At 64.8% G+C, this 24,516-nt stretch carries 21 protein-coding genes; 13 read left to right on the top strand and 8 right to left on the bottom strand.

Annotated elements, in window-relative coordinates:
• Positions 1-16: 16 nt before the first annotated feature.
• Complete coding sequence (gene obgE / locus L6637_RS36675; RefSeq protein WP_237861252.1) at positions 17-1,057, top strand: GTPase ObgE; 1,041 nt, start codon at positions 17-19, stop codon at positions 1,055-1,057.
• 227 nt (positions 1,058-1,284) lie between these two features.
• Positions 1,285-2,919, top strand: coding sequence for an alkaline phosphatase family protein (locus tag L6637_RS36670; protein ID WP_237861251.1), 1,635 nt, complete (start codon positions 1,285-1,287; stop codon positions 2,917-2,919).
• Positions 2,920-2,962: 43 nt separating this feature from the next.
• Here L6637_RS36670 and L6637_RS36665 read toward each other — a convergent pair whose 3' ends face one another.
• On the bottom strand, positions 2,963-3,928 hold the full coding sequence (locus tag L6637_RS36665) for a Bug family tripartite tricarboxylate transporter substrate binding protein (RefSeq protein ID WP_237861250.1): 966 nt from the start codon (positions 3,926-3,928) through the stop codon (positions 2,963-2,965).
• Positions 3,929-4,126: 198 nt separating this feature from the next.
• Between L6637_RS36665 and proB the strand changes: the two genes are divergently transcribed.
• The 10 genes from proB (at position 4,127) to L6637_RS36615 (ending at position 13,867) form a co-directional block, all read left to right on the top strand.
• Positions 4,127-5,248 (top strand): glutamate 5-kinase, encoded by a 1,122-nt coding sequence (proB, locus tag L6637_RS36660; RefSeq protein ID WP_237861249.1) that lies wholly within the window; start codon positions 4,127-4,129, stop codon positions 5,246-5,248.
• Positions 5,249-5,417: 169 nt separating this feature from the next.
• Positions 5,418-6,713, top strand: coding sequence for a glutamate-5-semialdehyde dehydrogenase (locus L6637_RS36655; RefSeq protein WP_237873743.1), 1,296 nt, complete (start codon positions 5,418-5,420; stop codon positions 6,711-6,713).
• A gap of 23 nt (positions 6,714-6,736) precedes the next feature.
• A complete protein-coding gene (locus L6637_RS36650) occupies positions 6,737-7,381 on the top strand; it encodes a nicotinate-nucleotide adenylyltransferase (RefSeq protein WP_237873736.1) in 645 nt (214 codons plus the stop codon).
• Positions 7,382-7,579: 198 nt separating this feature from the next.
• Complete coding sequence (gene rsfS, locus L6637_RS36645; protein ID WP_237861245.1) at positions 7,580-7,936, top strand: ribosome silencing factor; 357 nt, start codon at positions 7,580-7,582, stop codon at positions 7,934-7,936.
• A 94-nt stretch (positions 7,937-8,030) separates the two neighbouring features.
• On the top strand, positions 8,031-8,513 hold the full coding sequence (gene rlmH, locus L6637_RS36640; RefSeq protein WP_237873734.1) for a 23S rRNA (pseudouridine(1915)-N(3))-methyltransferase RlmH: 483 nt from the start codon (positions 8,031-8,033) through the stop codon (positions 8,511-8,513).
• A 45-nt stretch (positions 8,514-8,558) separates the two neighbouring features.
• Complete coding sequence (locus L6637_RS36635) at positions 8,559-9,929, top strand: murein hydrolase activator EnvC family protein (protein WP_237861319.1); 1,371 nt, start codon at positions 8,559-8,561, stop codon at positions 9,927-9,929.
• The gene (locus L6637_RS36630) at positions 9,926-11,293 is read left to right on the top strand and encodes a S41 family peptidase (RefSeq protein ID WP_237861243.1); all 1,368 of its coding nucleotides are present in this window, start codon (positions 9,926-9,928) and stop codon (positions 11,291-11,293) included. Before L6637_RS36635 ends, L6637_RS36630 begins: the two co-directional genes overlap by 4 nt.
• Positions 11,294-11,452: 159 nt before the next feature.
• Positions 11,453-12,670 carry a divergent polysaccharide deacetylase family protein gene (locus tag L6637_RS36625; RefSeq protein WP_237873732.1) on the top strand — a complete coding sequence of 406 codons (1,218 nt, stop codon included), beginning with the start codon at positions 11,453-11,455 and terminating at the stop codon, positions 12,668-12,670.
• A 66-nt stretch (positions 12,671-12,736) separates the two neighbouring features.
• Complete coding sequence (locus L6637_RS36620; RefSeq protein WP_237861241.1) at positions 12,737-13,243, top strand: RNA pyrophosphohydrolase; 507 nt, start codon at positions 12,737-12,739, stop codon at positions 13,241-13,243.
• 123 nt (positions 13,244-13,366) lie between these two features.
• Complete coding sequence (locus tag L6637_RS36615) at positions 13,367-13,867, top strand: RNA pyrophosphohydrolase (protein WP_237873730.1); 501 nt, start codon at positions 13,367-13,369, stop codon at positions 13,865-13,867.
• Between the two features lie 116 nt (positions 13,868-13,983).
• On the opposite strand, the gene L6637_RS36610 is transcribed toward L6637_RS36615, so the two are convergent.
• From L6637_RS36610 to L6637_RS36585, 6 genes are all read right to left on the bottom strand, one after another.
• Positions 13,984-15,660, bottom strand: a complete 1,677-nt coding sequence (locus tag L6637_RS36610) for an adenylate/guanylate cyclase domain-containing protein (protein ID WP_237873726.1) — start codon at positions 15,658-15,660, stop codon at positions 13,984-13,986.
• Positions 15,661-15,815: 155 nt separating this feature from the next.
• Positions 15,816-16,223, bottom strand: a complete 408-nt coding sequence (locus L6637_RS36605) for a F0F1 ATP synthase subunit epsilon (protein ID WP_237861236.1) — start codon at positions 16,221-16,223, stop codon at positions 15,816-15,818.
• Positions 16,224-16,309: 86 nt separating this feature from the next.
• Complete coding sequence (gene atpD, locus L6637_RS36600) at positions 16,310-17,743, bottom strand: F0F1 ATP synthase subunit beta (RefSeq protein WP_237861235.1); 1,434 nt, start codon at positions 17,741-17,743, stop codon at positions 16,310-16,312.
• Positions 17,744-17,824: 81 nt separating this feature from the next.
• On the bottom strand, positions 17,825-18,697 hold the full coding sequence (locus L6637_RS36595) for a F0F1 ATP synthase subunit gamma (protein ID WP_237861234.1): 873 nt from the start codon (positions 18,695-18,697) through the stop codon (positions 17,825-17,827).
• A gap of 142 nt (positions 18,698-18,839) precedes the next feature.
• Positions 18,840-20,369, bottom strand: a complete 1,530-nt coding sequence (gene atpA, locus L6637_RS36590) for a F0F1 ATP synthase subunit alpha (protein ID WP_237861232.1) — start codon at positions 20,367-20,369, stop codon at positions 18,840-18,842.
• Positions 20,369-20,929, bottom strand: a complete 561-nt coding sequence (locus L6637_RS36585; RefSeq protein ID WP_237861231.1) for a F0F1 ATP synthase subunit delta — start codon at positions 20,927-20,929, stop codon at positions 20,369-20,371. The genes atpA and L6637_RS36585 overlap by 1 nt, the downstream gene beginning before the upstream one ends.
• A 649-nt stretch (positions 20,930-21,578) precedes the next feature.
• Between L6637_RS36585 and L6637_RS36580 the strand changes: the two genes are divergently transcribed.
• Positions 21,579-22,085 carry a septal ring lytic transglycosylase RlpA family protein gene (locus L6637_RS36580; protein WP_237873724.1) on the top strand — a complete coding sequence of 169 codons (507 nt, stop codon included), beginning with the start codon at positions 21,579-21,581 and terminating at the stop codon, positions 22,083-22,085.
• A gap of 181 nt (positions 22,086-22,266) precedes the next feature.
• On the opposite strand, the gene L6637_RS36575 is transcribed toward L6637_RS36580, so the two are convergent.
• A complete protein-coding gene (locus L6637_RS36575) occupies positions 22,267-24,474 on the bottom strand; it encodes a primosomal protein N' (protein WP_237861227.1) in 2,208 nt (735 codons plus the stop codon).
• Between the last annotated feature and the right edge of the window lie 42 nt (positions 24,475-24,516).

Genomic DNA, 24,516 nt, shown 5'->3' with positions numbered 1-24,516 from the left:
GGCCTACCTATGACCCATGAAATTCCTCGACGAAGCAAAGGTCTATATCCGCTCCGGTGACGGCGGGAACGGCTGCGTGGCGTTCCGCCGCGAGAAGTTCATTGAGTTCGGCGGCCCCTCCGGCGGCAATGGCGGCCGCGGCGGCAACGTCATCATCGAGGTCGCCGACGGCCTCAACACGCTGATCGATTACCGCTACCAGCAGCACTTCAAGGCCCAGAAGGGCGAGAACGGCTCAGGCTCGGACCGCCACGGCGCCAACGGCAAGAACATCGTGCTGAAGGTCCCGCTGGGCACGCAGATCTTCGACGAAGATCGCGAGACGCTGATCCACGACTTCACCAATGTCGGCGAAAAGTTCGTGCTGGCCGAGGGCGGCAATGGCGGCTTCGGCAACGCGCATTTCAAGACCTCGACCAACCGCGCGCCACGCAACGCCAATCCCGGCCAGGTGGGCGAAGAGCGCTGGATCTGGCTGCGGCTGAAACTGATCGCGGATGCCGGCCTCATCGGCATGCCCAATGCCGGCAAGTCGACCTTCCTCTCCAAGGTCAGCGCTGCCAAGCCGAAGATCGCGGATTATCCCTTCACCACGCTGCATCCGCAGCTCGGTGTCGTGAATGCCGACGGCCGTGAATTCGTGCTCGCCGACATTCCCGGCCTGATCGAGGGCGCGCATGAAGGCACTGGCCTCGGTGACCGCTTCCTCGGCCATGTCGAGCGCTGCCGCGTGCTGCTGCATCTGGTCGACGCCACCTGCGAGCACGCCGGCAAGGCCTACAAGACCGTCCGCAAGGAGCTCGACGCCTATGGCGGGCTGCTCACCGACAAGATCGAGATCGTCGCGCTCAACAAGATCGACGCCGTCGAGCCGGACGAGCTGAAGAAGCAGAAGGACCGGCTGAAGCGCGCGGCCAAGAAGACGCCGTTGCTGATGTCCGGCGCGACCGGCCAGGGCGTCAAGGAAGCGCTGCGCGCGCTGGTCGCGGTGATCGGCGAAAGCCCTGTCTCGGCCAAGGCCAAGAGCGCGGCCGAAGCGGAGCCGTGGTCGGCGTAGCCGTCGTCCCTGCGAACGCAGGAACCCATACCGCGTGATCTCTCGATTGCGGATAGCTGCAGTCTCACACGACCAGTCTTCGCCAAACCTCTCCCTGTGGTTATGGGTCCCTGCTTTCGCAGGGACGACAGCGGAGTGTGAGGTTGCTGGCGTACGCATCACTAGCTTGTCATCGCAACCGCGATAGCGCAGCATCGAACAATCAAGAAATGACCGGAGCGATAGGCATGGCGCGCGCGAAGAACGTTCTCTGGATCATGTGCGACCAGCTTCGCTATGATTATCTCGGCTGCACCGGCCATCCCACGTTGAAGACGCCGAACATCGACGCCATGGCGAAGCATGGCGTGCTGTTCTCGAAGGCCTATGTGCAATCGCCGATCTGCGGCCCGTCGCGGATGTCGTTCTACACCGGCCGCTACATGCGCTCGCACGGCTCGCACTGGAACGGCTGGCCCTTGCGCGTCGGCGAGCCGACGCTCGGCGATCACCTCAAGAAGATCGGCGTGCGCAACGTGCTGGTCGGCAAGACCCATATGGCGCCTGATCTCGAAGGCATGAAGGCGCTCGGCATTCCGCCGGAATCCGTCATTGGCGTGCACGTCGCCGAATGCGGCTTCGAGCCCTATGAGCGCGACGACGGCCTGCATCCGACCGGCCGCCCGCGGCCGAAATACGACGAGTATCTGCGTCAGCAAGGTTTTGAAGCCCCCAATCCCTGGGAGCATTGGGCGAACTCAGGTGCGGCGGAAGACGGCTCGTTGCAGAACGGCTGGCTGCTGGTGCACGCCGACAAGGCCGCGCGCGTGCCGGACGAGCATTCCGAGACGCCCTACATGACGCGGCGCGCGATGGATTTCATCAGCGAGGCCGAGACCGATGGCCGGCCGTGGTGCCTGCATCTGTCCTACATCAAGCCGCACTGGCCCTACATCGCGCCCGAGCCTTACGCCAGCATGTATTCGACTGAAGACATGATCCCGGTGATCCGCTCCGAACGCGAGCGGCAGAATCCCCATCCGGTGTTCGGCGCCTACATGGACATGCGCTACTCCCGCAACATGGCGCGCGATGAGGCCCGCGAGAAGGTGATCCCGACCTATATGGGCCTGATCACCCAGATCGACGACCAGATGGGCGTGCTGATGAGGTTCTTGGAGGAGCGCGGCCTTACGGAAGCCACCATGATCGTGTTCACCTCCGATCACGGCGACTATCTCGGCGATCACTGGATGGGCGAGAAGGACCTTTTCCACGAGCAGTCGGCGAAGATCCCGCTGATCATCATCGACCCATCGCAAGAAGCGGACGCCACGCGCGGCACACGCAGCGATGCGCTGGTCGAAGGCATCGATCTCGCGCCGACCTTCGTCGATTATTTCGGCGGCAAGGTGCCGGGCCACATCCTCGAAGGGCGCTCGTTGCTCCCGCTGCTGCGCGGCTCGACGCCGGCTGATTGGCGCAAGGTGGCGTTCTCCGAATACGATTACGCCATGCAGGACGTGCGGCTGAAGCTGAACCAGCCGATCGAACGCTGTCGTCTGTTCATGGTGTTCGATGGCCGCTGGAAATACATCCACGCCTCCGGCTTCCGCCCGATGCTGTATGATCTTGAAGCCGATCCGCAGGAATACGTCGATCGCGGCGATGACCCTGAATGCGCCGCGATCATCGCACGGCTCCAGGCCGAGCTGTTCGACTGGGCGCTGCATCCCAACGACCACATCACCACGCCGCGCGAAAAAATCGCGAACTATGCGGACAGCCAGCTCCAGGTGAAGGGCGGGATTCTGATCGGCATCTGGGACGAAGCCGAACTCGCTGCGATCAAGGACGGCATCGCGCAACGCGCAAAGATGTGAGCTGCTCTTCCATCTCCCCGTAGGCGGGGCGAGGGAGAAGACCTCAATTCTCGATCTTGTATCCCGTTGCCTTCACGATCGGCTGCCAGAACGCCGTGTTGGCGGCGAGCTCCTTGGTCAGCCCATCGGCGCTGCTGCCGACCGGAATCAGCCCGATCGCTGTGAGCTTCTCCTTCACGTCGGGCTTGGCAAGCGCGGCGGCTGCGGCCGCGCCGAGCTTGCTCGCGAACTCCGGCGGGCTGCCGGCGGGAAGCCACATGCCGTACCAGGCGTCCGCCACGAGATCGATGCCGCTTTCCTTCAGCGTCGGCACCTCGGGAGCGAACGGCGAGCGTTCCGCACTCGAGATGGCGATGATCCTCACGCCCTTGGCGCGATGCTGCGGCAGCGCGTCCGCCACCGTGGTAATCCCGAAAGAAATGTGGCCGCCGATGATGTCGTTGAGGATCGGCGCGCTGCCGCGATAGGGCACGCGCGTCAGGGGAATGCCGAGATCCCTTTCCAGCTTGGAGCCGGCGAAGTGCGGAATGGTGCCGTTGCTCGGCACGCCGAACGAGGTGTTGTCGGGATGCGCCTTCAGCCAGGCGACGAATCCCTTGAAGTCAGAGACGTCCATGGCTGGGCCAACCACCAGCGCGAATTCGAACCGCGCCAGCAACGACACCGGCATGAAATCCTTCGCGGTGTCGAAGCTCGGCGTCGTCTCTACCATCGGCAGCAGGTACATGGTGGGCCCTGTCGTCACCAGCACCATGCTGCCGTCGGGGCTCGCGCCCTTCACCGCTTTGATGCCGATCAGGCCGTCGCCGCCGGTGCGGTTTTCGACCACGACGGTCCGCTGCAGCATCGGGGCTATTTCCTGCGCGACCAAGCGGCACAGCGTGTCGCCGCCGGCTCCTGCCGCAAACGGGAAGATGATCTTTGTCAGCCCGGCCTGCGCCTCCGCCTCGCCCGCCTGCGCCAATAGCGGTAACCCGAGACATCCGGCCATGAATTTACGGCGATCCATTCGTTTCCTCGTCCAGCCCGTTGTTGGTTGGCGGCATTAGAACCGGGCCAGCGCCCAAAACAAGACCGACCTTCGCCGTTTACCGGGCCTGCCGCCTTGCGCCGGCCATCGTCCTGCTGCAAAAGCAGCCTCATCGGCGCCGCCTGTCGCTCCGCCGTTTCCTGAGCAATTTCGCCGTACGCGCCAGCATATACGAACATGGCAAGCCCCGAACTCAGTCAATTCCGCCGCATCGTCGTCAAGGTCGGCTCCGCGCTGCTGGTCGATTCCGACCGGGGCGAGGTGCGGGCGTCGTGGCTGGCTGCGCTCGCCGACGACATGGCGAAGCTGCACAAGGAGGGCCGCGACGTCCTCGTGGTGTCCTCCGGCTCGATCGCGCTCGGCCGCAGCCGGCTCAAATTGCCGCGCGGGCCGCTGAAGCTGGAGGAAAGCCAGGCGGCCGCCGCTGTCGGCCAGATCGCGCTGGCGCGGATCTGGTCGGAGGTGCTCGGCGCTCACGGTATCGGCGCCGGACAGATTCTGGTGACGCTCCAGGATACCGAGGAGCGTCGACGTTATCTCAATGCCCGCTCCACTATCGGCAAGCTGCTGGAATGGCGCGCGATCCCCGTGATCAACGAGAACGATACGGTCGCCACCACCGAGATCCGCTACGGCGACAATGACCGCCTCGCCGCGCGCGTCGCCACCATGGCGAGCGCTGATCTCTTGGTGCTGCTGTCCGACATCGACGGGCTCTACGACGCCCCGCCGAAAAACAATCCCAACGCAAAGCTGATCCCGGTGGTCGAGAGCATCACCTCGGAGATCGAGGCGGTGGCTGGAGACGCCGAGTCCGAGCTGTCGCGCGGCGGCATGCGCACCAAGGTCGAGGCGGCCAAGATCGCCACGACGGGCGGCACGCACATGCTGATTGCATCAGGCAAGATCGAGCATCCCTTGCAGGCGATCGCCAATGGCGGCCGTTGCACCTGGTTCCTGACGCCGGCCAATCCCATCACCTCGCGAAAACGCTGGATCGCCGGCACGCTGGAGCCGAAGGGGACGCTGACCATCGATGCGGGCGCCGTGACGGCGCTGCGCGCCGGCGCCAGCCTGCTGCCGGCCGGCGTGATCAAGGTCGAGGGCCAGTTCGCCCGCGGCGATGCCGTGATCGTCCGCGGCCCCGACACCAGCGAAGTCGGCCGCGGCTTGATCGCCTATGACGCCGAGGTCGCCGAGCGGATCAAGGGCCGCTCGTCCCCGGACGTGATGCTCATCCTCGGCATCAGCGGCCGTTCGGAGATGATCCACCGCGACGATCTGGTGGTGGGCGGGTAAGGGCCGAAGAGCAGCCGAACCGTCATGCCGGGCTTGTCCCGGCCGCCGGAAGCTGGGCCAGTGGCCGAGCCCAGCAGCCGTCTCCCGAAGCCCTGCCATACCCTCCCTGCCCTTCGCAAAAGCGGGATTTCCATGCTAGGACACCGCCTTAGCAGAAGGTTGAACTCCCATGGCCGCCCCCCTCAAAGCCGTCGACGGTAACGCCGATCTTCAGGCGCTGATGTCCGATCTCGCCACCCGTGCCCGCGCCGCCGCGCGCGTGTTGGCGCTGGCGCCGCCGGAGCAGAAGAACCGGGCGCTTGAGGCCATGGAGCGCGCGATCCGCAAGCATGCCGCTGCGATCCTCGCCGCCAATGCCGAAGACGTCGCGGAAGCCCGCGCCTCCGGCAACGCGACCTCCGCCTTCATCGATCGCCTGACGCTGACGCCGGCGCGGGTCGAGGGCATGGCCGAAGGCATCGCAATCGTGCGCGGCATTGCCGATCCCGTCGGCATCGTCACCGAGAGCTGGCAGCGGCCGAACGGCATGACCATCGAGCGTGTGCGTGTGCCGCTCGGCGTCGTCGGCGTGATCTTCGAGAGCCGCCCCAACGTTGCGGCGGACGCCGGCGTGCTCTGTTTGAAGTCGGGCAATGCCGTGATCCTGCGCGGCGGCTCCGACAGTTTCCGCTCCTGCCGCGCGATCCACGAATGTCTCGTCCAGGGGCTGCGCGAAGCGGGACTTCCCGAAGCTGCGATCACGCTGGTGCCGACGCGCGACCGTGCGGCCGTTGGCATGATGCTGTCCGGATTGAACGGTTCGATTGACGTGATCGTGCCGCGTGGCGGCAAGAGCCTCGTCGCGCGCGTCGAGCAGGAAGCGCGCGTGCCCGTGTTCGCGCATCTCGAAGGCGTCAACCACGTCTATGTCGATGCCAGTGCCGACCTCGCCATGGCGAAGGAGATCGTGCTCAACGCCAAGATGCGCCGCACCGGCGTCTGTGGCGCGGCCGAAACGCTGCTGGTCGATCGGGCTGCTGCTGCGAAGAACTTGAAACCGCTGGTCGAGATGCTGCTCGAGGCCGGCTGCGAAGTGCGCGGTGACGACGCCGTGCAGAAAGCCGACGCGCGCGTTAAACCCGCCAGCGAAGATGATTGGGACACCGAATATCTCGACGCGATCATCGCCGCGAAGGTGGTCGACGGCGTTGACGGCGCGATCGCGCACATCCAGGACCACGGCTCGCACCACACCGATGCGATCGTGAGCGAGAACGACGCAGCTGCAAAGAAATTCCTCAGCGAAGTCGATTCAGCGATCGTGCTGCACAACGCCTCGACGCAGTTCGCCGATGGCGGCGAGTTCGGCTTCGGCGCCGAGATCGGCATCGCCACCGGCCGCTTCCACGCCCGTGGTCCTGTTGGTGCCGAGCAATTGACGAGTTTCAAATATCGCGTTCATGGCACAGGACAGACGCGGCCGTAAGGCATGGCGCGAGGCGCGGGGCATTGAGTAACAATTTCGTCGCGCCACGCTTCGTGGCGCAGGCCATCCCGCCCTACACCGAAGGCATGCGCATCGGCCTGCTCGGTGGCTCGTTCAATCCGCCGCACCAGGCGCATCGCGCCATCAGTCAGTTCGCGCTGAAGCGCCTTCAGCTCGATCGCGTCTGGTGGCTGGTCACGCCAGGGAATCCGCTCAAGGAGAACGGCAACCTGCATGAACTCGGCGAGCGCATGCAGGCAGCGCGCGACGTCGCCAACGATTCCAGGATCGAGGTGAGCTGTCTCGAATCCGTCATTCGCACCCGCTATACTATCGACACGATCAACACCTTGCGCCGCCGTCTCAGTGGCTTGCGCTTTGTCTGGATTATGGGCGCCGACAACCTCGCTCAATTCCACCGTTGGCAGCATTGGCGGCGCATCGCCGACCAGGTGCCGATGGCGGTCATCGATCGCCCGCCGCAGAGTTTTCGCGCCCTCGCCTCCCCCGCCGCCCAGGCGCTTGCGCGCTATCGCCTGCCGGAGAATGAGGCAGCCTTGCTTGCGGATCGGCCGGCGCCGGCCTGGGTCTTCTTGACCGGATTGAAGCTCAACCTCTCCTCGACGGGCTTGCGGAACCCGGACGGGAGCTGGAAAGGTACGAAGTGAGACGGAGTGTGGGGATTTACGGGCTCTCTGGCATATTGAAACCCTTAACCCCACATGATGTAGTGTAGCCAGTGGGCGCCGGATTCGGCGTTCGCGATACAGTGAAAGGAATGGTCCCTGACCACATCTGTATTGTCCAAGTCTGTTTTACCCAAGGTTGCTAAGCCTACGCGTAAAACATCGACCCAAGCTGCGGCCTTGAAGGCGCAACCCGACGCCGACAAGACGCTGAGCCTGATCCTCTCCCGCCTCGAGGACATGAAGGCGGAAGAGACGGTCACCATCGACCTTCGCGGCAAATCGGCATACTCCGACTACATGATCGTCACCACGGGCCGTGCGAACCGGCACGTTGGCGCGATCGCGGAGAACGTGACGAAGAGCCTCAAGGAAACCGGCATCAAGAACGTCCATGTCGAGGGCTTGCCCAATTGCGACTGGGTGCTGATCGATTCCGGCGATGTGATCGTGCACGTGTTCAGACCCGAGGTCCGCGAGTTCTACAATCTCGAGAGATTGTACACGCAGGGCCCAGGGGCGGCGAAGGCGATCTAGGCCTACTTGGCCGATTTCGAATCGGCTGACGCGCATGCTAGCGTCGTGCGCGCGCGGAATGCGCGCGGTCATGAAAACACGACTCCGAGACCTCATGCGTGTTGCAGTCATTGCGGTGGGCCGGCTGAAGCAGGGCCCCGAACGGGAGCTTGCCGACCGCTATTTCGAGCGGTTCGACGAGGCAGGCCGCAAGCTCGGATTCCGCGAGCTGACCATCCACGAAATCCCCGAGAGCCGCGCGCGCGACACCGCAACGCGCATGGCCGAAGAGGCCGCGGCGATATCAGCGCATATTCCCGAAAAATCGATTCTGGTGGCGATGGACGAGCGCGGACAAAACCTCGATTCCACCGTATTCGCACGGAATCTCGGACGCTGGCGCGACGAGGGCGCCGGTCATACTATCTTCGTGATCGGAGGGGCGGACGGACTTTCGCCCGAATTGCGCCGTAAGGCCAAGTTCGCGATCGCGTTCGGCTCTGCGACCTGGCCGCATCAAATGGTCCGCGTCATGCTTCTGGAACAGCTGTATCGGGCCGCCACCATTCTGGCCGGCCACCCCTATCATCGCGCGTGATTCGCGCCCACAACGAGCACCTTGTCCGAGAACCTTGTCCAACAGATGCGAGCGCCGATCCTCAATTTGCTGCTGATTGCGAGCTGCGCCGGCACAAGCCTCGCACAAGCTCAGACGCAAGGTCAGACAATTGCACCGGCGCCTCAGACCGCAGCCATCTCGCCTGACGCAATCAAGCAGCGCGAGCAGGAGCTGGAAGCCGCGCGCGCCAGGCAGAAGAGCGCTGAGGAAGCGCAGGCCAAGCTGAAGGCCGAGATCGCCTCGCTCGGCCAGGACCGCACCCAGCTCAATCAGCAATTGATCGATACCGCCGCCAATGTCCGCACCGTCGAGACCAAGATCGACGAGGCCGAGGCGCGACTGAAGACGCTGAACGGCCGCGAGCAGCAGGCGCGCGCTTCGCTCGATTCGCGCCGCGCCGATATCGTCGAGGTGCTGGCGGCCTTGCAGCGCGCCGGACGGCGCACACCGCCGGCGCTGCTGGTGCGGCCCGAGGATGCGCTGCAATCGCTGCGCACAGCCATTCTGCTCGGCGCCGTCGTGCCGGAGTTGCGCGGTCGCGCGGAAAAGATCGCAAGCGAGCTCGGCGAGCTCGTCGCCTTGCGCAAGAACATCGCGGCCGAGCGCGACCAGCTCGCCTCCGACCGTGACAACATCCGCAGCGACCAGACCCGGCTCGCCGCACTTGTCGACGAGCGGCAGCGCCAGCAGGCCTCGCGCGAAAAGGACCTCGACGCCGAGAATTCGCGCGCCATCACGCTGTCAAAGCAGGTCGGCGATCTCCAGGGCCTGATCGCCAAGATGGAGCAGGACCTGCAAAGCGCCGCCAAGGCGGCCGAGAAGGCCGCCGAGGCCGCCAAGCAGGCCGAGGCCAAGGAGGCCAAAGAAGCCAAGGCCGCGGCTGCGAATGCGGCGGCCAACGCCAAACCGGGCCCGGCCATCTTCAAGGACCGCTCCCGGACCAGCCCGGCCATCCTGTTCGCCTCGGCCAAGGGGCTCCTGCCGCTGCCGGTTAACGGTAACAAGATCAGGGACTTTGGCGGTTCCGACGGGGTCGGCGGGGTCCAGAAGGGTATTTCGCTGGCGACCAAGCCCGGCTCCCAGGTCACGACGCCGTGCGATGGCTGGGTCGTTTATGCCGGTCCGTTCCGCAGCTATGGACAACTCTTGATCCTCAATGCCGGGGGCGGGTATCATGTCCTGATCGCCGGGATGGAGCGCATTTCGGTAAACATCGGACAGTTTGTGCTCACTGGGGAGCCGGTCGCGACCATGGGGTCGACATCTCAAGTCGCCTCCATTCTCGCCACCAACGCGAGTCAACCTGTGCTGTATGTCGAGTTCCGCAAAGACGGCACTCCAATCGATCCAGGCCCATGGTGGGCCGCAAATGAAGGCGAGAAGGTTCGCGGATGATGCGCAAGACTTCAGTTATCCTCCTCAGCGCGGCCACCGGTGCGGCGCTGACGCTGTTCGTGACCCAGCCGCGCGCGGTGTTCATGGGCTCCAGCGCGCGAGCCGCGACGGCGGACACCTATCGCCAGCTCAATCTGTTCGGCGACGTCTTCGAGCGCGTGCGCTCCGACTATGTCGAAAAACCCGACGACACCAAGCTGATCGAATCCGCGATCAGCGGCATGCTCTCAGGTCTCGATCCGCATTCGAGCTACATGGACGCCAAGAGCTTCCGTGACATGCAGGTGCAGACCCGCGGCGAGTTCGGCGGCCTCGGCATCGAGGTCACGATGGAAGACGGCCTGATCAAGGTGGTCTCGCCGATCGACGATACGCCCGCCTCGCGCGCCGGCGTCATGGCCAACGACATCATTACCAATCTCGACGATGAAGCAGTTCAGGGCCTGACCCTGAACCAGGCGGTCGAGAAGATGCGCGGCCCCGTCAACACCAAGATCAAGCTCAAGATCATCCGCAAGGGCCAGGACAATCCGATCGACGTCACCCTGGTGCGCGACAACATCCGCGTCCGTTCGGTGCGCGCGCGCGTCGAGGCCGACGACATCGCCTATATCCGCATCACCACCTTCAACGAGCAGACCACCGAAGGCCTGAAGAAGGAGGTCGCGAACCTCTCTGGCCAGATCGGCGACAAGCTCAAGGGCTACATCATCGACCTCCGCAACAATCCGGGCGGCCTGCTCGAGGAGGCCGTGACCGTGTCCGACTCGTTCCTGGAGAAGGGCGAGATCGTGTCGACCCGCGGCCGCAATGCCGAGGAGACCCAGCGCCGCACCGCGCATGCTGGCGACCTCACCAAGGGCAAGCCTGTAATCGTGCTCGTCAACGGCGGTTCGGCCTCGGCCTCGGAAATCGTCGCCGGCGCGCTGCAGGACCACAAGCGCGCGACCATCGTCGGCACGCGCTCCTTCGGCAAGGGCTCGGTGCAGACCATCATCCCGCTCGGCTCGGGCAACGGCGCGCTGCGCCTGACCACGGCGCGCTACTACACGCCGTCGGGCAAGTCGATCCAGGCCAAGGGCATCGTGCCTGATATCGAAGTGCTCCAGGACGTGCCGGACGAGCTGAAGTCCCGCACCGACACCAAGGGCGAAGCTTCGCTGCGCGGCCACCTCAAGAACGACGGCGACGAGAAGACCGGTTCGCAATCCTACGTCCCGCCGGACGCCAAGGACGACAAGGCACTCAAGATGGCCGACGACCTGCTCCACGGCATCAAGAACAGCGCCAATGCGGCGCCGACGCCGGCGCCCGGCGCCACGACCGACAAGGCCGCGGCCGACAAGCCCAAGGCAGCAAACTAAGCGCAACCTCGGCAATTGATTGAAAAGGGCGGCTCCAGGAGTCGCCCTTTTTTGCTGCCGGCCTTTTTGCTTGGAACTCCTGATCCCCCCGGCCTATCCCGGCCTGCCGCCACTTGACCTTGGCGTGGTATCGTCGGGTTGAGTGATTCGGGATCTCGCATGACTGAAACGGCCGATGATCTGAGCGCCCCGCTCGGACAGGACAAGCCGCGCCGGAAACGGCGGCTGCGGCTGCCGTTCACCGTCATGCAGCTGATCGCCGTCATGCTCGGCCTGTTCCTGCTCGCCTTTGCCGGTTTTGCCATCTTCAACAAGGACCCGCTCGGCGGCGAGCCGATGACGCGGATCGCGATTCGCGATCCCAAAGCCACCGACGAGAAGCCCGCGGCTTCCGGCCATGACCAGGCAGCCAGGCAAGAGAGCAAGCACGAGACCAAGGACGCGCCGAAGCAGGCCGGCGACCAGAAGACCGTCACCATGATCGACGGCTCGACCGGCGCGCGCCATGACGTGGTGATCGGCGCGGGCGACGCCGCCGACAAGGGCGAGGCGGCCTCCGCGCCGCCGCCCGTCATGAACGGGATCGATCCAAAGCTGCTGGAGAAGTCCCGCTACGGCATGATCCCCGCGATCTCGGGCGACCTCAAGCCGTTCAACGTCTATGCCGCCGAGGCCGACCGCGCCAAGGCCGCGAAGATGCCTGTCGTGGCGATCGTGATCGGCGGCCTCGGCGTCGGCGCCGCCAAGACCACCGATGCGATCATGAAGCTGCCGGGCGCGGTGACGCTGGCCTTCACACCCTACGGCGCCGACCCCGGCAAGCTCGCCGAGCGGGCCCGCGCCCAGCGCCACGAGATCTTCCTGCAGATCCCGATGGAGCCCTACGACTTCCCCGACAACGATCCCGGCCCGCAGACGCTGCTGACCTCGCTCACCCCCGACCAGAACACCGACCGCCTGTACTGGCACCTCAGCCGGATGCAGGGCTATGCCGGCCTCACCAATTTCATGGGCGCCCGCTTCATCGCGACTGATGCGGCGATGCAGCCGATCATCCGCGAGGCCTCCAGGCGCGGCCTCGGCTTCTTCGATGACGGCTCCTCGCCCCGCAGCATCGCCTCACAGGCGGCCGGAAGCCTCGCGGTGCCGTTTGGCAAGGGCGACATCGCGCTCGACGCGGTGCCGACCCCGACCGAGATCGACCGCGCCCTGAACAAGCTGGAATCGACGGCACGAGAGCGCGGCGTCGCCATCGGCACGGCCTCGGCCCTGCCGGTCTCGATCGAACGGGTCGGCGCCTGGATCAAGACATTGAACGACCGGGGTATCCTATTGGTGCCATTGACAACCGCGATGCTGAAATCAAAATCCAGCTAAATCAAAGAATTGGTACGGCACGGCTTCCCGATGGCCCGGCCGGCAGCACGCGAGAGGTTTGGTGGAATGGCGCGTTATGAGGATCTGCCCTACCGAACCTGCGTCGGGGTGATGTTGCTCAACACTGAAGGCCTGGTGTTCATCGGTCGTCGCGCCGGTGGCATCGAGCATGTCGACGACAGCCATGTCTGGCAGATGCCGCAGGGCGGGGTCGATCCCGGCGAGGACAATTGGGAAGCCGCCAAGCGCGAGCTCTATGAAGAGACAAGCGTGCGCTCGATCGAGCGACTCGGCGAGGTGCCGGACTGGCTGATCTACGACATCCCGCGCACGGTCGCGGGGCGCGCCTGGAAGGGCCGCTATCGCGGCCAGCGCCAGAGGTGGTTCGCGGTGCGCTTCACCGGCAAGGACAGCGAGATCAATGTCGAGAAGCCCGGCGGCGGCGGCCACAAGGCCGAATTCGTCAGCTGGCGCTGGGAGCCGATGAAGAACCTCCCCTCACTGATCATCCCGTTCAAGCGTCCGGTTTATGAGCGCGTGGTGAAGGAATTTTCCGCACTCGCGGACGGCTAAATGATTTGCCGTCGTTCCGGAGCGATGCGACAGCATCGCATCATGGTGCGCAATCGCGCATCTGGGAACCTCGAGATTCCGGCTTCGCGCTTCGCGCGCCCCGGAATGACGAAAGATGCAGCAGTGACCAACGAAAAACCCTACCGTCCCAATGTCGGCATCGCGCTGTTCAATGCCGACGGCTGCGTGCTGGTCGGGCACCGCTTCAAGGGCGACGGCCCGGAGATCATCCTGCCCGGACTCGACTGGCAGATGCCGCAAGGCGGCGTCGACGAGGGTGAGGTCTTGCGCGATGCGGCCATGCGCGAGCTCTGGGAGGAGACCAATGTCGTCAGCGCCTGTTATCTCGGCGAGACCGACTGGCTCGCTTACGAATTCCCGCCCTATGACGGACCGCAGACGCACCGGTTGGCGAAATATCGTGGCCAGCGCCAAAAATGGTTCGCGCTGCGCTTCACCGGTCAGGATGACGAGATCGACCCGCTGACGCCGCGCAACGGCCAGCCCGCCGAGTTCGATGCGTGGCGCTGGGAGCGCCTCGACCGCGTCGCCGACATCGTGGTGCCGTTCCGCCGCGAGGTCTACCGGGCAGTGGCGCAAGAGTTCGCGCCCTTCGCCAAATGAAGACGCGACAACAACCCCATGCACAGTAGAACGGGGATTGCGGGCGAAATGCGCGGTGGTCGAAACCAAGCCGCGGACAAATCGGGCGAAATCAGAGCAATCGCGCTACGCTCGCCCTAATTCAGCGGCCCCACCGTGAACGGGCCGACCGCGATCACGTGGCAGTCGCTGTCGTGCTTGCCGCAGTCGGCGAGCGCGCCGCTGATCGCGGTCTGCTCCTCGGCGGCCTTTAGGCCGAGGCCGGGGCGGCCGGCGGTGCCGACCGCGACCGCATTCCAGCCCATGGCGTCGCCGAGCTTGCGCACGACTTCATCGCGCGCATCGGCCACGATCGAGGGATTGGTGGCGGCGTGGAAGAAGCCGGTGACCCTCAGCAGGGTCGGGACCGGCACGACGAAGACGTCGTCGACCGCCACGGTCATGCAGGCAGCGCCCGCGATCGCGCCGCAGGATTCCAGCGAGCGTCGCGCGGCATCGTCGACCGAGGTCGCTCCCAGCGCCATGAAATATTGTCCGCCCGGACCAAGCGCGACCGAACGTGATTTCGCCGCCTGCATGTAAATGTTTTCGAGCCTGGTTCTGGCTTGCTCGCGCACCATTGGAAAATCTTTCGGCGCAAACGCGCGCTCGGTGATGGCGTCGTGCCGAAACCAGGGCTGCGGCGGCATCGGCGGACCACCGTGGCTGTAGACCACCTTGTTGCCGACCGCATAGAGCTCGCAACGCCGCGGCGATTGCGCGGCGTCCGCGCGCTTCTGGCATTGGTCGACCGCGCCGTTGCGCGCGGCCTCCTCGGTCGGCTGATTGAGCGCCGTGCCGAAGAACCCGCCGATGTTCAAGGCATAAGCCTTGTGATCTCCAGCGGCCGCGTATTCGTTGCTGAGAAAGGCACGCTGGCGCTCGCCGATGAACGGCACCGCCTCCACCGCGATCTTGCCGGTGGAGGCAGCGGGCGATGACGGGATCGGCGTCGGTGTCGCGGCAGCCGTTTGGGTCGGCGCCGATGTCGGGGTCGGCGAAGGTGCCGGCGCCTTTGCAGCCATCGTCGGCGTCGGGCTGGGTGACGGCGCCGTTGCCGGCCTCGATGCGGGTGCAGCGGCCGTGGACGTTGCCGGGCTGGACGTGACGTGTGAGGTCTCGAGCTTGGTGAAATACAGGAAGCCGCCGACGCCGATGGCGACGACGGAGACCACGCCGACCACCAGCGGCCACATCCAGTTCGGCGCAGGCGCAGCCTTGGCGACTTTCTTCACCTGCGGCGTTGCGTAAGTCCCGTCCTCGCGCCGCATCGCGACCATGTAGGCGTGCACCGGCGTCGGGATGTTCTTGACTTCCTGCGCGCCGATATCGGCGAACTGCACCGACAGCTTGTTGGCAACCTGCTCGTGCACGGCGCGGGAGACGCAGATGCCGCCGACTTCAGCCAAACCCTCGAGCCGAGCCGCGATGTTGACGCCGTCGCCGAGCAGATCGCCATCGCGCTCGACGACGTCGCCGATGGTGATGCCGATACGAAACGACATCTGCCGGCTCGGCGGATAGGCCATGTTGCGGGTTCGCAAGCTCTCCTGGATGTCGATCGCGCAGCGCACCGCGTCGACCGCACTCGGGAATTCCGCGAGCACGGCATCGCCTGCGGTGTTGAAGATGCGGCCGCTCGCCTTTGCGATGAAATCGTCGATGACCTCGCGGTAGGACGCCAGACGCCGCAGCGTCTCTTCCTCGTCCTCCGCAACGAGCCTCGAGTAGCCGGCAATATCAGCCGCGAAAATCGCCGCGATCTTGCGTTTCATCTGCACCCAGCCCTGGAACAAATCTGCGGGCGCAGAATGCCGCCATCTCCGGCGCGGTGCAACAAAGTTTCAGCGCCCGCCACTTCCGTAACGAGCGCTGATTTTGTTGCAGAATTCTGAAAGGCCGCGCGGCGCGACGCGGGCGCGACGCAGCGTCAGTGCATCGCCGTCGTGTTGAGCTCCTGCTGGATGCTCTTGTAGTGGTCGAGCCGCGCAATCGCGAGATCGAGCTCGGAGCCTTCGTGCTCTGAAAGCTTCTCCTGCATTTCCGCGATCTTGTCGGCGAACTGCGCCCGATCGAGTTCGTCCAGCGAGGTCGCGACGTCAGCGAGCACGGTGAGACGATCGTCGGAAACTTCCGCAAGGCCGCCGAGCACGATGACCTTCTGCTTCTGGCCGCCGGAGATGATGGTCAGGATACCCGGCCGCACCGCAGCCACGAAAGGAGCATGCCCGGCGAGCACGCCGAAATCGCCTTCCCAGCCGGGGACGTCGACCTGATCGACCTCGCCCGAGAAGGCGAGCTTTTCCGGAGAGACGAGATCGAAGTGGAAGGTGGCCATAACAAACCTGCGAATGGTGAGTAGCGAATGGCGAGAGGCAGACGAGGGAGCAGCTATTCGCCACTCCCCATCAGCAATTCGCCAGCTTAGGCGGCTTCCGCCGCCAGCTTCTTGCCCTTCTCGACCGCCTCTTCGATGGTGCCGACCATGTAGAAGGCGGCTTCCGGCAGGTGGTCATACTTGCCTTCCACCAGGCCCTTGAAGCCCTTGATGGTGTCGGCGAGATCGACGAACTTGCCCGGCGAACCCGTGAAGATTTCGGCGACGTGGAACGGCTGCGACATGAAGCGCTCGACCTTGCGGGCGCGGGCCACGGTCAGCTTGTCCTCTTCCGAAAGCTCGTCCATGCCGAGAATGGCGATGATGTCCTGGAGCGCCTTGTAGCGCTGCAGCACCTGCTGGACCTGACGGGCGACCGAATAGTGCTCCTCGCCGACGACCAGCGGGGAGAGCATGCGCGAGGTCGAGTCGAGCGGGTCCACCGCCGGATAGATGCCCTTTTCAGCGATCGAGCGCGACAGCGTCGTGGTCGCGTCCAAGTGGGCGAACGAGGTCGCCGGCGCCGGGTCGGTCAAGTCGTCGGCCGGAACGTAGATGGCCTGCACCGAGGTGATCGAGCCCTTCTGCGTGGTGGTGATGCGCTCCTGCAGCGCGCCCATGTCGGTCGCGAGCGTCGGCTGATAACCCACGGCCGAGGGAATACGACCCAAGAGCGCCGACACTTCCGAGCCGGCCTGGGTGAAGCGGAAGATGTTGTCGACGAAGAACAGCACGTCCTGCCCCTTGTCGCGGAAGTCTTCCGCGATGGTCAGACCGGTGAGCGCGACGCGGGCGCGGGCGCCCGGGGGCTCGTTCATCTGGCCGAACACCAGCGCGCACTTCGACTTCACGCTCGGATCGGGATTCTTCGGATCGGCGTTGACCTTGGACTCGATGAACTCGTGATAGAGGTCGTTGCCCTCGCGGGTGCGCTCGCCGACGCCGGCGAACACGGAGTAACCACCGTGCGCCTTCGCGACGTTGTTGATCAGCTCCTGAATCAGCACGGTCTTGCCGACGCCGGCGCCGCCGAACAGGCCGATCTTGCCGCCCTTGGCATAGGGAGCGAGCAGGTCGACGACCTTGATTCCGGTGACGAGAATTTCAGCCTCGGTGGACTGGTCGGTATAGGTCGGCGCTTCCTGGTGGATCGCGCGCAGGCCTTCGGTCTTGACGGGACCAGCTTCGTCGATCGGCTCGCCGATGACGTTGATGATGCGGCCGAGCGTGCCTTCGCCGACGGGAACGCGGATCGGCGAACCGGTGTCGGTCACTTCCTGGCCGCGGACCAGACCTTCGGTGGTGTCCATCGCGATGGTGCGGACGGTGGACTCACCGAGATGCTGGGCGACTTCGAGCACCAGGCGGTTGCCGCCGTTCTTGGTCTCGAGCGAGTTGAGAATGGCCGGGAGGTGGCCTTCGAACTGCACGTCGACGACGGCGCCGATGACCTGGGTGACGCGACCGACCTGGGCTGCCATTGAATGTCTCCTTCGATCCGAACTAGTAAGCCACGGTCAATCGACCGGGATGTTGCATTGATGGGTACCGATGCGTCCTGGCTAGACGGCTTCGGCGCCCGAGATGATTTCGATCAGTTCCTTGGTGATCTGCGCCTGACGCGTACGGTTGTAGACCAGCGTCTGCTTGCGGATCATCTCACCGGCGTTGCGCGTGGCGTTGTCCATCGCACTCATCTGCGCGCCGTAGAACGAGGCGTTGTTCTCGAGCAGCGCACGGAAGATCTGGACCGCAAGGTTGCGCGGCAGAAGACGGGTGAGAATCTCGTCCTCCTCCGGCTCGTATTCGTAAGACGTCGTGTTGGCGGCTGCGCCCTCCTCGACGACCAGCGGAATGACCTGCTGGGCGGTCGGGACCTGCGCGATCACCGAGCGGAAGCGCGAGTAGAACAGCGTGCAGACGTCGAACTCGCCGTTGTCGAACCGCGCCAGAACCTTCTTGGCGATGTCCTCCGCGTTGACGAAGCCGAGCTGACGCACACTGCGCAGGTCGAGATGCTCGACGATCTGCTTGTCGAACAGGCGGCGCAGCTGCTCGTAGCCCTTGCGGCCAACGCAGAAGAATTTCACTTCCTTGCCCTGCGCCATCAGCGCCTGGGCACGTTCGCGGGCGAGACGCACGATCGACGAGTTGAAGGCGCCGGACAGGCCGCGCTCGCCGGTGCAGACCAGCAGCAAGTGAACCTGGTCGCGGCCGGTGCCGGCCAGCAGCGTCGGCGCGCCGGGCGAACCCGCAGCAGCGCTGGCGATGTTGGAGATCACCGCGCTCATCTTGTCGGCATAGGGACGTGCAGCTTCCGCGGCGGTCTGCGCGCGGCGCAGCTTCGAGGCCGCGACCATCTGCATGGCCTTGGTGATCTTTTGCGTCGCCTTGGTGGAGGCGATGCGGACGCGCATGTCTTTAAGTGACGCCATTCTTCGTCCCCGACGATCCGACCCTCTGGCCTGATCGCAAACCTATCCAGTCGTCATGCCCGGGCTCGTCCCGGGCATCCACGTGGTGCCTCACACGCCGATAGGCGCGGATGGCCGGGACCAAGCCCGGCCATGACGGCACTTACGCGAAGCTCTTCGCGAAACCTTCGACCACCGACTTCAGCTTGGCAGCGGTGTCGTCGGAGAGATCGCGGCTGTCGCGGATCGAATTGAGGATCTCGACGTTCTTGCCGCGCAGCAGCGAGAGCAGACCATCCTCGAACGCGCGCACCTTGTTGACCGGGAGCGGATCGAGATAGCCGTTGGTGCCGGCCCAGATCACGCAGACCTGCTCTTCCATCTTCAGCGGCGAGAACTGCGGCTGCTTCAGGAGCTCGGTCAGGCGCGAACCGCGGTTCAGCAGGCGCTGGGTCGAGGCGTCGAGATCGGAGCCGAACTGCGCGAAAGCCGCCATTTCGCGGTACTGCGCGAGCTCGCCCTTGATCTTGCCGGCGACCTTCTTGGTGGCCTTGGTCTGCGCGGACGAACCCACGCGCGACACCGACAGACCGACGTTCACCGCAGGACGGATGCCCTGGAAGAACAGGTCGGTTTCCAGGAAGATCTGGCCGTCGGTGATCGAGATGACGTTGGTCGGAATGTAGGCCGACACGTCGTTGGCCTGGGTTTCGATCACGGGCAGCGCGGTCAGCGAGCCCGAACCCTGGTCCTTGTTCAGCTTCGCCGCACGCTCGAGCAGGCGGGAGTGCAGATAGAATACGTCGCCCGGATAGGCTTCGCGGCCCGGCGGGCGGCGCAGCAGCAGCGACATCTGGCGGTAGGCGACGGCCTGCTTGGACAGATCGTCATAGATGATGACGGCGTGCATGCCGTTGTCGCGGAAATACTCGCCCATGGTGCAACCGGTGAACGGCGCGATGTACTGCATCGGCGCCGGATCCGAGGCGGTGGCGGCGACGATGATCGAGTATTCGAGCGCGCCCTGCTCTTCCAGCACCTTCACGAACTGTGCGACGGTCGAACGCTTCTGGCCGATCGCGACGTAGACGCAGTACAGCTTGATGTTCTCGTCCGGCTGCGCGTTGAGCGGCTTCTGGTTCAGGATGGTGTCGAGCGCGATCGCGGTCTTGCCGGTCTGACGGTCGCCGATGATCAGCTCGCGCTGGCCGCGGCCGATCGGGATCAGGGCGTCGATCGCCTTGAGGCCGGTCGCCATCGGCTCGCTCACCGACTTGCGCGGAATGATGCCGGGCGCCTTGACGTCGACGCGCATACGCTTGTCGGCCTGGATCGGGCCCTTGCCGTCGATCGGGTTGCCGAGCGCGTCGACGACGCGGCCGAGCAGGCCCTTGCCGACCGGCGCGTCCACGATGGCGCGGGTGCGCTTGACGGTCTGGCCTTCCTTAATTTCACGGTCGGCACCGAAAATAACAACACCGACGTTGTCGGTTTCGAGGTTCAGCGCCATGCCGCGGGTGCCGTTCTCGAACTCGACCATTTCACCGGCCTGGACGTTGTCCAGACCGTAGACGCGAGCGATACCGTCGCCGACGGACAGCACCTGTCCGACTTCGGAGACTTCAGCTTCCTGGCCGAAATTCTTGATCTGGTCCTTGAGGATCGCGGAAATTTCCGCGGCGCGGATGTCCATCAGCCTGCCTCTTTCATCGCGTGCTTGATCGAATTGAGTTTGGTGCGAAGCGAACTATCGATCATGCGGCTGCCAAGCTTCACGACGAGGCCACCGATGATCGAGGGATCGATCTTCACGTTGAGCGCGACGTCCTTGCCGGTCACCGACTTCAGGGCAACCTTGAGAGCGTCGAGATTCTTGTCCGAGAGCGCTTCCGCGACCGTGACATCCGCAGTCGCCTCGCCCTTGAACTTGGCAACGAGGGCGCGATAGGCGCGGATGACGTCAGCCACCGCGAACAGGCGGCGGTTGGCGGTCAGCACTTTGAGGAAATTGGCGGTGATGCCGGCGATGCCGGCCTTGTCCAGAACGGCCGAAAGGGCCCTGGACTGGGCATCGGCCGCGAAAACCGGGCTGCGGACGAGGCGCTTCAGATCGGCGCTTTCGGTCAATAGCCCCTCGAACCTCTCGAGATCGGCCTTGACCTCGTCGACCACTTTCTGGTCACGAGCCAGTTCAAACAAGGCCGTTGCATAACGGCCCGACACACCTGAAACGGACGTATCTTCTGCAGCCACAGACGCGCTCTTTTAGCTGTCAAATTCGCAAGGGAAAAACCGTCGCCACGAAGCGGCGCCTAGCGATCCAAGCCCTTGGAATTCAAGCGGGACTTCGATTTTCGACCAGCACGGGAAGTGCCGGGCTCGTTAAAATCGCGGCTTTGCTAACATAGCAGGCGCGCACGTGCAACATGACGCCAAATTAAAGGCACGACGATCTGTCGCCAGTTCGTCGCACGTCGCGAGCAGCTCATCGCGACCGCTGCGACGGCCTGCCATGCCACGGAATTGCCGCGAGCCTTTCCTCCGGGAGCCCACCCTTTCGTTCCTGCTCTCAGCGCATAGCCGCCATGAACACGGCTCGCTGAGCCGTGACCATGGTCGGACAGGAACCGCCCGCCGAATACTTACCCAATTCTAAACGTGAAGAGTAACAACTTCGCTTTACAGTATTCACAAGTAATAGATCAGTTAACAAATCGTTAAAGTGAAAGATTACGGAACATCGGCTGAATATCGATTCAGATCACAAGATATTTCATGACGACACGGATCGGATTTACTGCCCAATTCATGCCTCATTGGGAATCGAAACGCCAACCCGCTCACAAACTGATGGGGGCTCCACTAGCCACATATGTGGCAATACTAGCGTAGGGACCACTAAATGCTGTCTTTGAAGACGCTGGGCACCGTGACCCGGCCGCGTACGGCGATCGCTTTCGTCGCTGCAACTCTCCTCATCGGTGGAACTGCCACCGAAGCTTCCGCCAAATCCAGGCATCACCACCGGGGTTCTCACCACCACCGCCACCAGGACCAGGACGCTTCCAACGCGACCTCCGATTGGCGCAATGCCAATGCGTCGATGACACCGTCGTCCGGCACCGGTCGCAGCTTCTCCGGCATGGCCTCCTATTACGGCAACGAATCCGGCAGCCGCACCGCCTCGGGCGCGCGCTTCAACCAGAACGCCCTGACCGCGGCGCACCGTACCCTGCCGTTCGGCACCAAGGTTCGTGTGACCCATGGCGGCCAGAGCGTCATCGTCACCATCAATGACCGTGGCCCGTTCGTTCGCGGCCGCGTGCTCGACCTCTCCACCGGTGCCGCCCGCGCCATCGGCCTCACCGGTGCCGGCGTCGGCCGCGTCACGGCGGAAGTCGTCTCCTAACGGCGCAAACAGCGCCGCGCGTGAAAAGAGCCCGCTGTCCCGGGGGACGGCGGGCTTTTTTGTTGTGTGCTGTCATTCCGGGGCGCGACGAAGTCGCGAACCCGGAATCCATTCATCCACCAACTCTGCCGCCCGATGGATTCCGGGCTCGCGCTGCGCGCGCCCCGGAATGACAGTGGGGCTACAAAAAGCTCTGCGGATCGACGTCAACCTCGAGCTTCTGGTTGCCCTTCGGCTTCGGGCACACCGCGAGCCAGTTGCGCAAATAATCCGACAGATCAAACCCGCGCGCCGATTTCACCAGGATGCGGAAGCGGTAGCGGCCCTTGATGACGGCGAGCGGGGCTTCGGCGGGGCCAAGCACCACCACGCGCTCGTCGCGCGGCGCGAGCGAAACGAGCTTGCGGCCGAGGCCTTCCGCGCTCGGACGATCGCCGGCGGAAATGATCAGGCTGGCGAGGCGTCCGAACGGCGGATAGAGCGTGCGTTCGCGCAGGTCGATCTCGCTGTCGTAGAAGGCTTCGCGATCGCAGGCGATCAGCGCCTTCATGACCGGATGATCGGGCTGGTGCGTTTGCAGATAGCCGACGCCGCGGCCCTGCTCGCGGCCGGCGCGGCCGATCACCTGGTTGAGCAATTGCCAGGTGCGTTCCGCCGCGCGCGGATCGCCGTTGGAGAGGCCGAGATCCGCATCGATCACGCCGACCAGATTGAGCCGCGGGAAATTGTGGCCCTTGGCAACGAGCTGCGTGCCGATGATGATGTCGACGCGGCCTTCCGCGATCTCGGCAAGCTCGGAGCGCATCGTCTCGATCGAGGTGATGAGATCGCTCGACAGCACCATGGTGCGCGCATCAGGGAACAGCGCGGCCGCTTCCTCCTGCAGGCGTTCGACGCCGGGGCCGACGGCAACCAGCGATTCCTCGGCGGCACAATGCGGACAGGTTGGGGGCCGCGGCATCGAGAAGCCGCAATGGTGACAGACGAGGCGCTGGCGAAAGCGGTGATCGACCAGCCAGGCATCGCAGATGGTGCAGGCGAAGCGATGGCCGCAAGCACGGCACAGCGTCAGCGGCGCATAGCCGCGACGATTGAGAAACAGCAGCGCCTGCTCGCGCTTCTCGATCGCTTTTCTGATCTCTGACGCCAGCCGCGGCGAGATATAGCGGCCGCGCGCCGGCGGCTCGCGGCGCAGGTCGATGGCCTCGATATGCGGCATGTGCTGGCCGCCGAAGCGCGACGGCAGCGCAACGCGCTGATAGCGGTTCTTGCGCGCGTTGACCTCCGACTCGACCGAGGGCGTGGCGGACGCCAGCACGATCGGGATTTTTGCGATATGCGCGCGCACCACCGCCATGTCGCGGGCGTGATAATGCACGCCCTCGTCCTGCTTGTAGGCCTGGTCGTGCTCTTCGTCGACGACGATGAGGCCGAGATTGGCGTAGGGCAGAAACAGCGCCGAGCGCGCGCCGACCACGACCGGCGCGGTGCCTTCGGAAATCGCCGCCCAATTGCGCGCGCGGGTGCGCGGTGTCAGCTCGGAATGCCATTCGATCGGGCGCACGCCAAAGCGCTGCGCGAAACGATCGAGGAACTGACCGGTGAGCGCGATCTCCGGCATCAGGATCAGCGACTGCTTGCCGCGGCGGATGGTTTCGGCGACGGCCTCGAAATAGACCTCGGTCTTGCCGGAGCCGGTGACGCCGTCGAGCAGCGCGACGTGAAAGGTGCCGTTGGCAGCGAGCGCGCGCATCGCATCGACGCCGGCGCGCTGCAGCGGCGAAAAATCCGGCCGGCCGAACTCCGGATCGGGGACCGGCGGCGGGGGCGGCGGGGGCATCGGCTCGACCGTCAGCGTGCCTTCATCAACGAGGCCGTCGATCACGCCGGCGGAGACGCCGGCCTCCTTGGCGGCCTCGGATTTGCCATGCAGCAGCCGATCCGACAGCACCTCGATGACGCGCGCCCGCGCCGGTGTCAGCCGCCGCGGAGGATCGCCTGTTAGCCGCACGCCGGCGCGGACGCGCTCGGGGCCGAGATTCTCGCCCATGCGCAGGCACATGCGCAGCACCATGCCGCGCGGGCTCAACGTGTAATTGGCGACCCAGTCGACAACAGCGCGCAGCTCGGGCTTCAGCGAGGCAACATCGAGCTTCTCGCTGACCTCCTTGAGGCGATTGTGCAGGCGCGGATCGGGATTGGCGTTCTCGCCCCAGACCACGGCGAGCACCTCGCGCGGCCCGAGCGGCACGCCGACGAGATCGCCCGCCTTCAGCTCCATGCCGCGCGGCACCTTGTAGGAATAGGTCTGGTCGAGCGCGACCGGCACCAGCACGTCGACCATGCGGGTCGCGTTGGCGGAGGCGGTGTGGCGCGGCGAATGGTCCATGCGAGGAGAATCGGAACCCGGGGGCCTCAAGGCTAACGCCCT

It is taken from the genome of Bradyrhizobium zhengyangense, from assembly GCF_022012435.1.
Lineage (GTDB): Bacteria > Pseudomonadota > Alphaproteobacteria > Rhizobiales > Xanthobacteraceae > Bradyrhizobium > Bradyrhizobium zhengyangense.
Note: the sequence above shows the minus strand (reverse complement) of the source record. Positions and strands in the feature narration are given on the sequence as shown.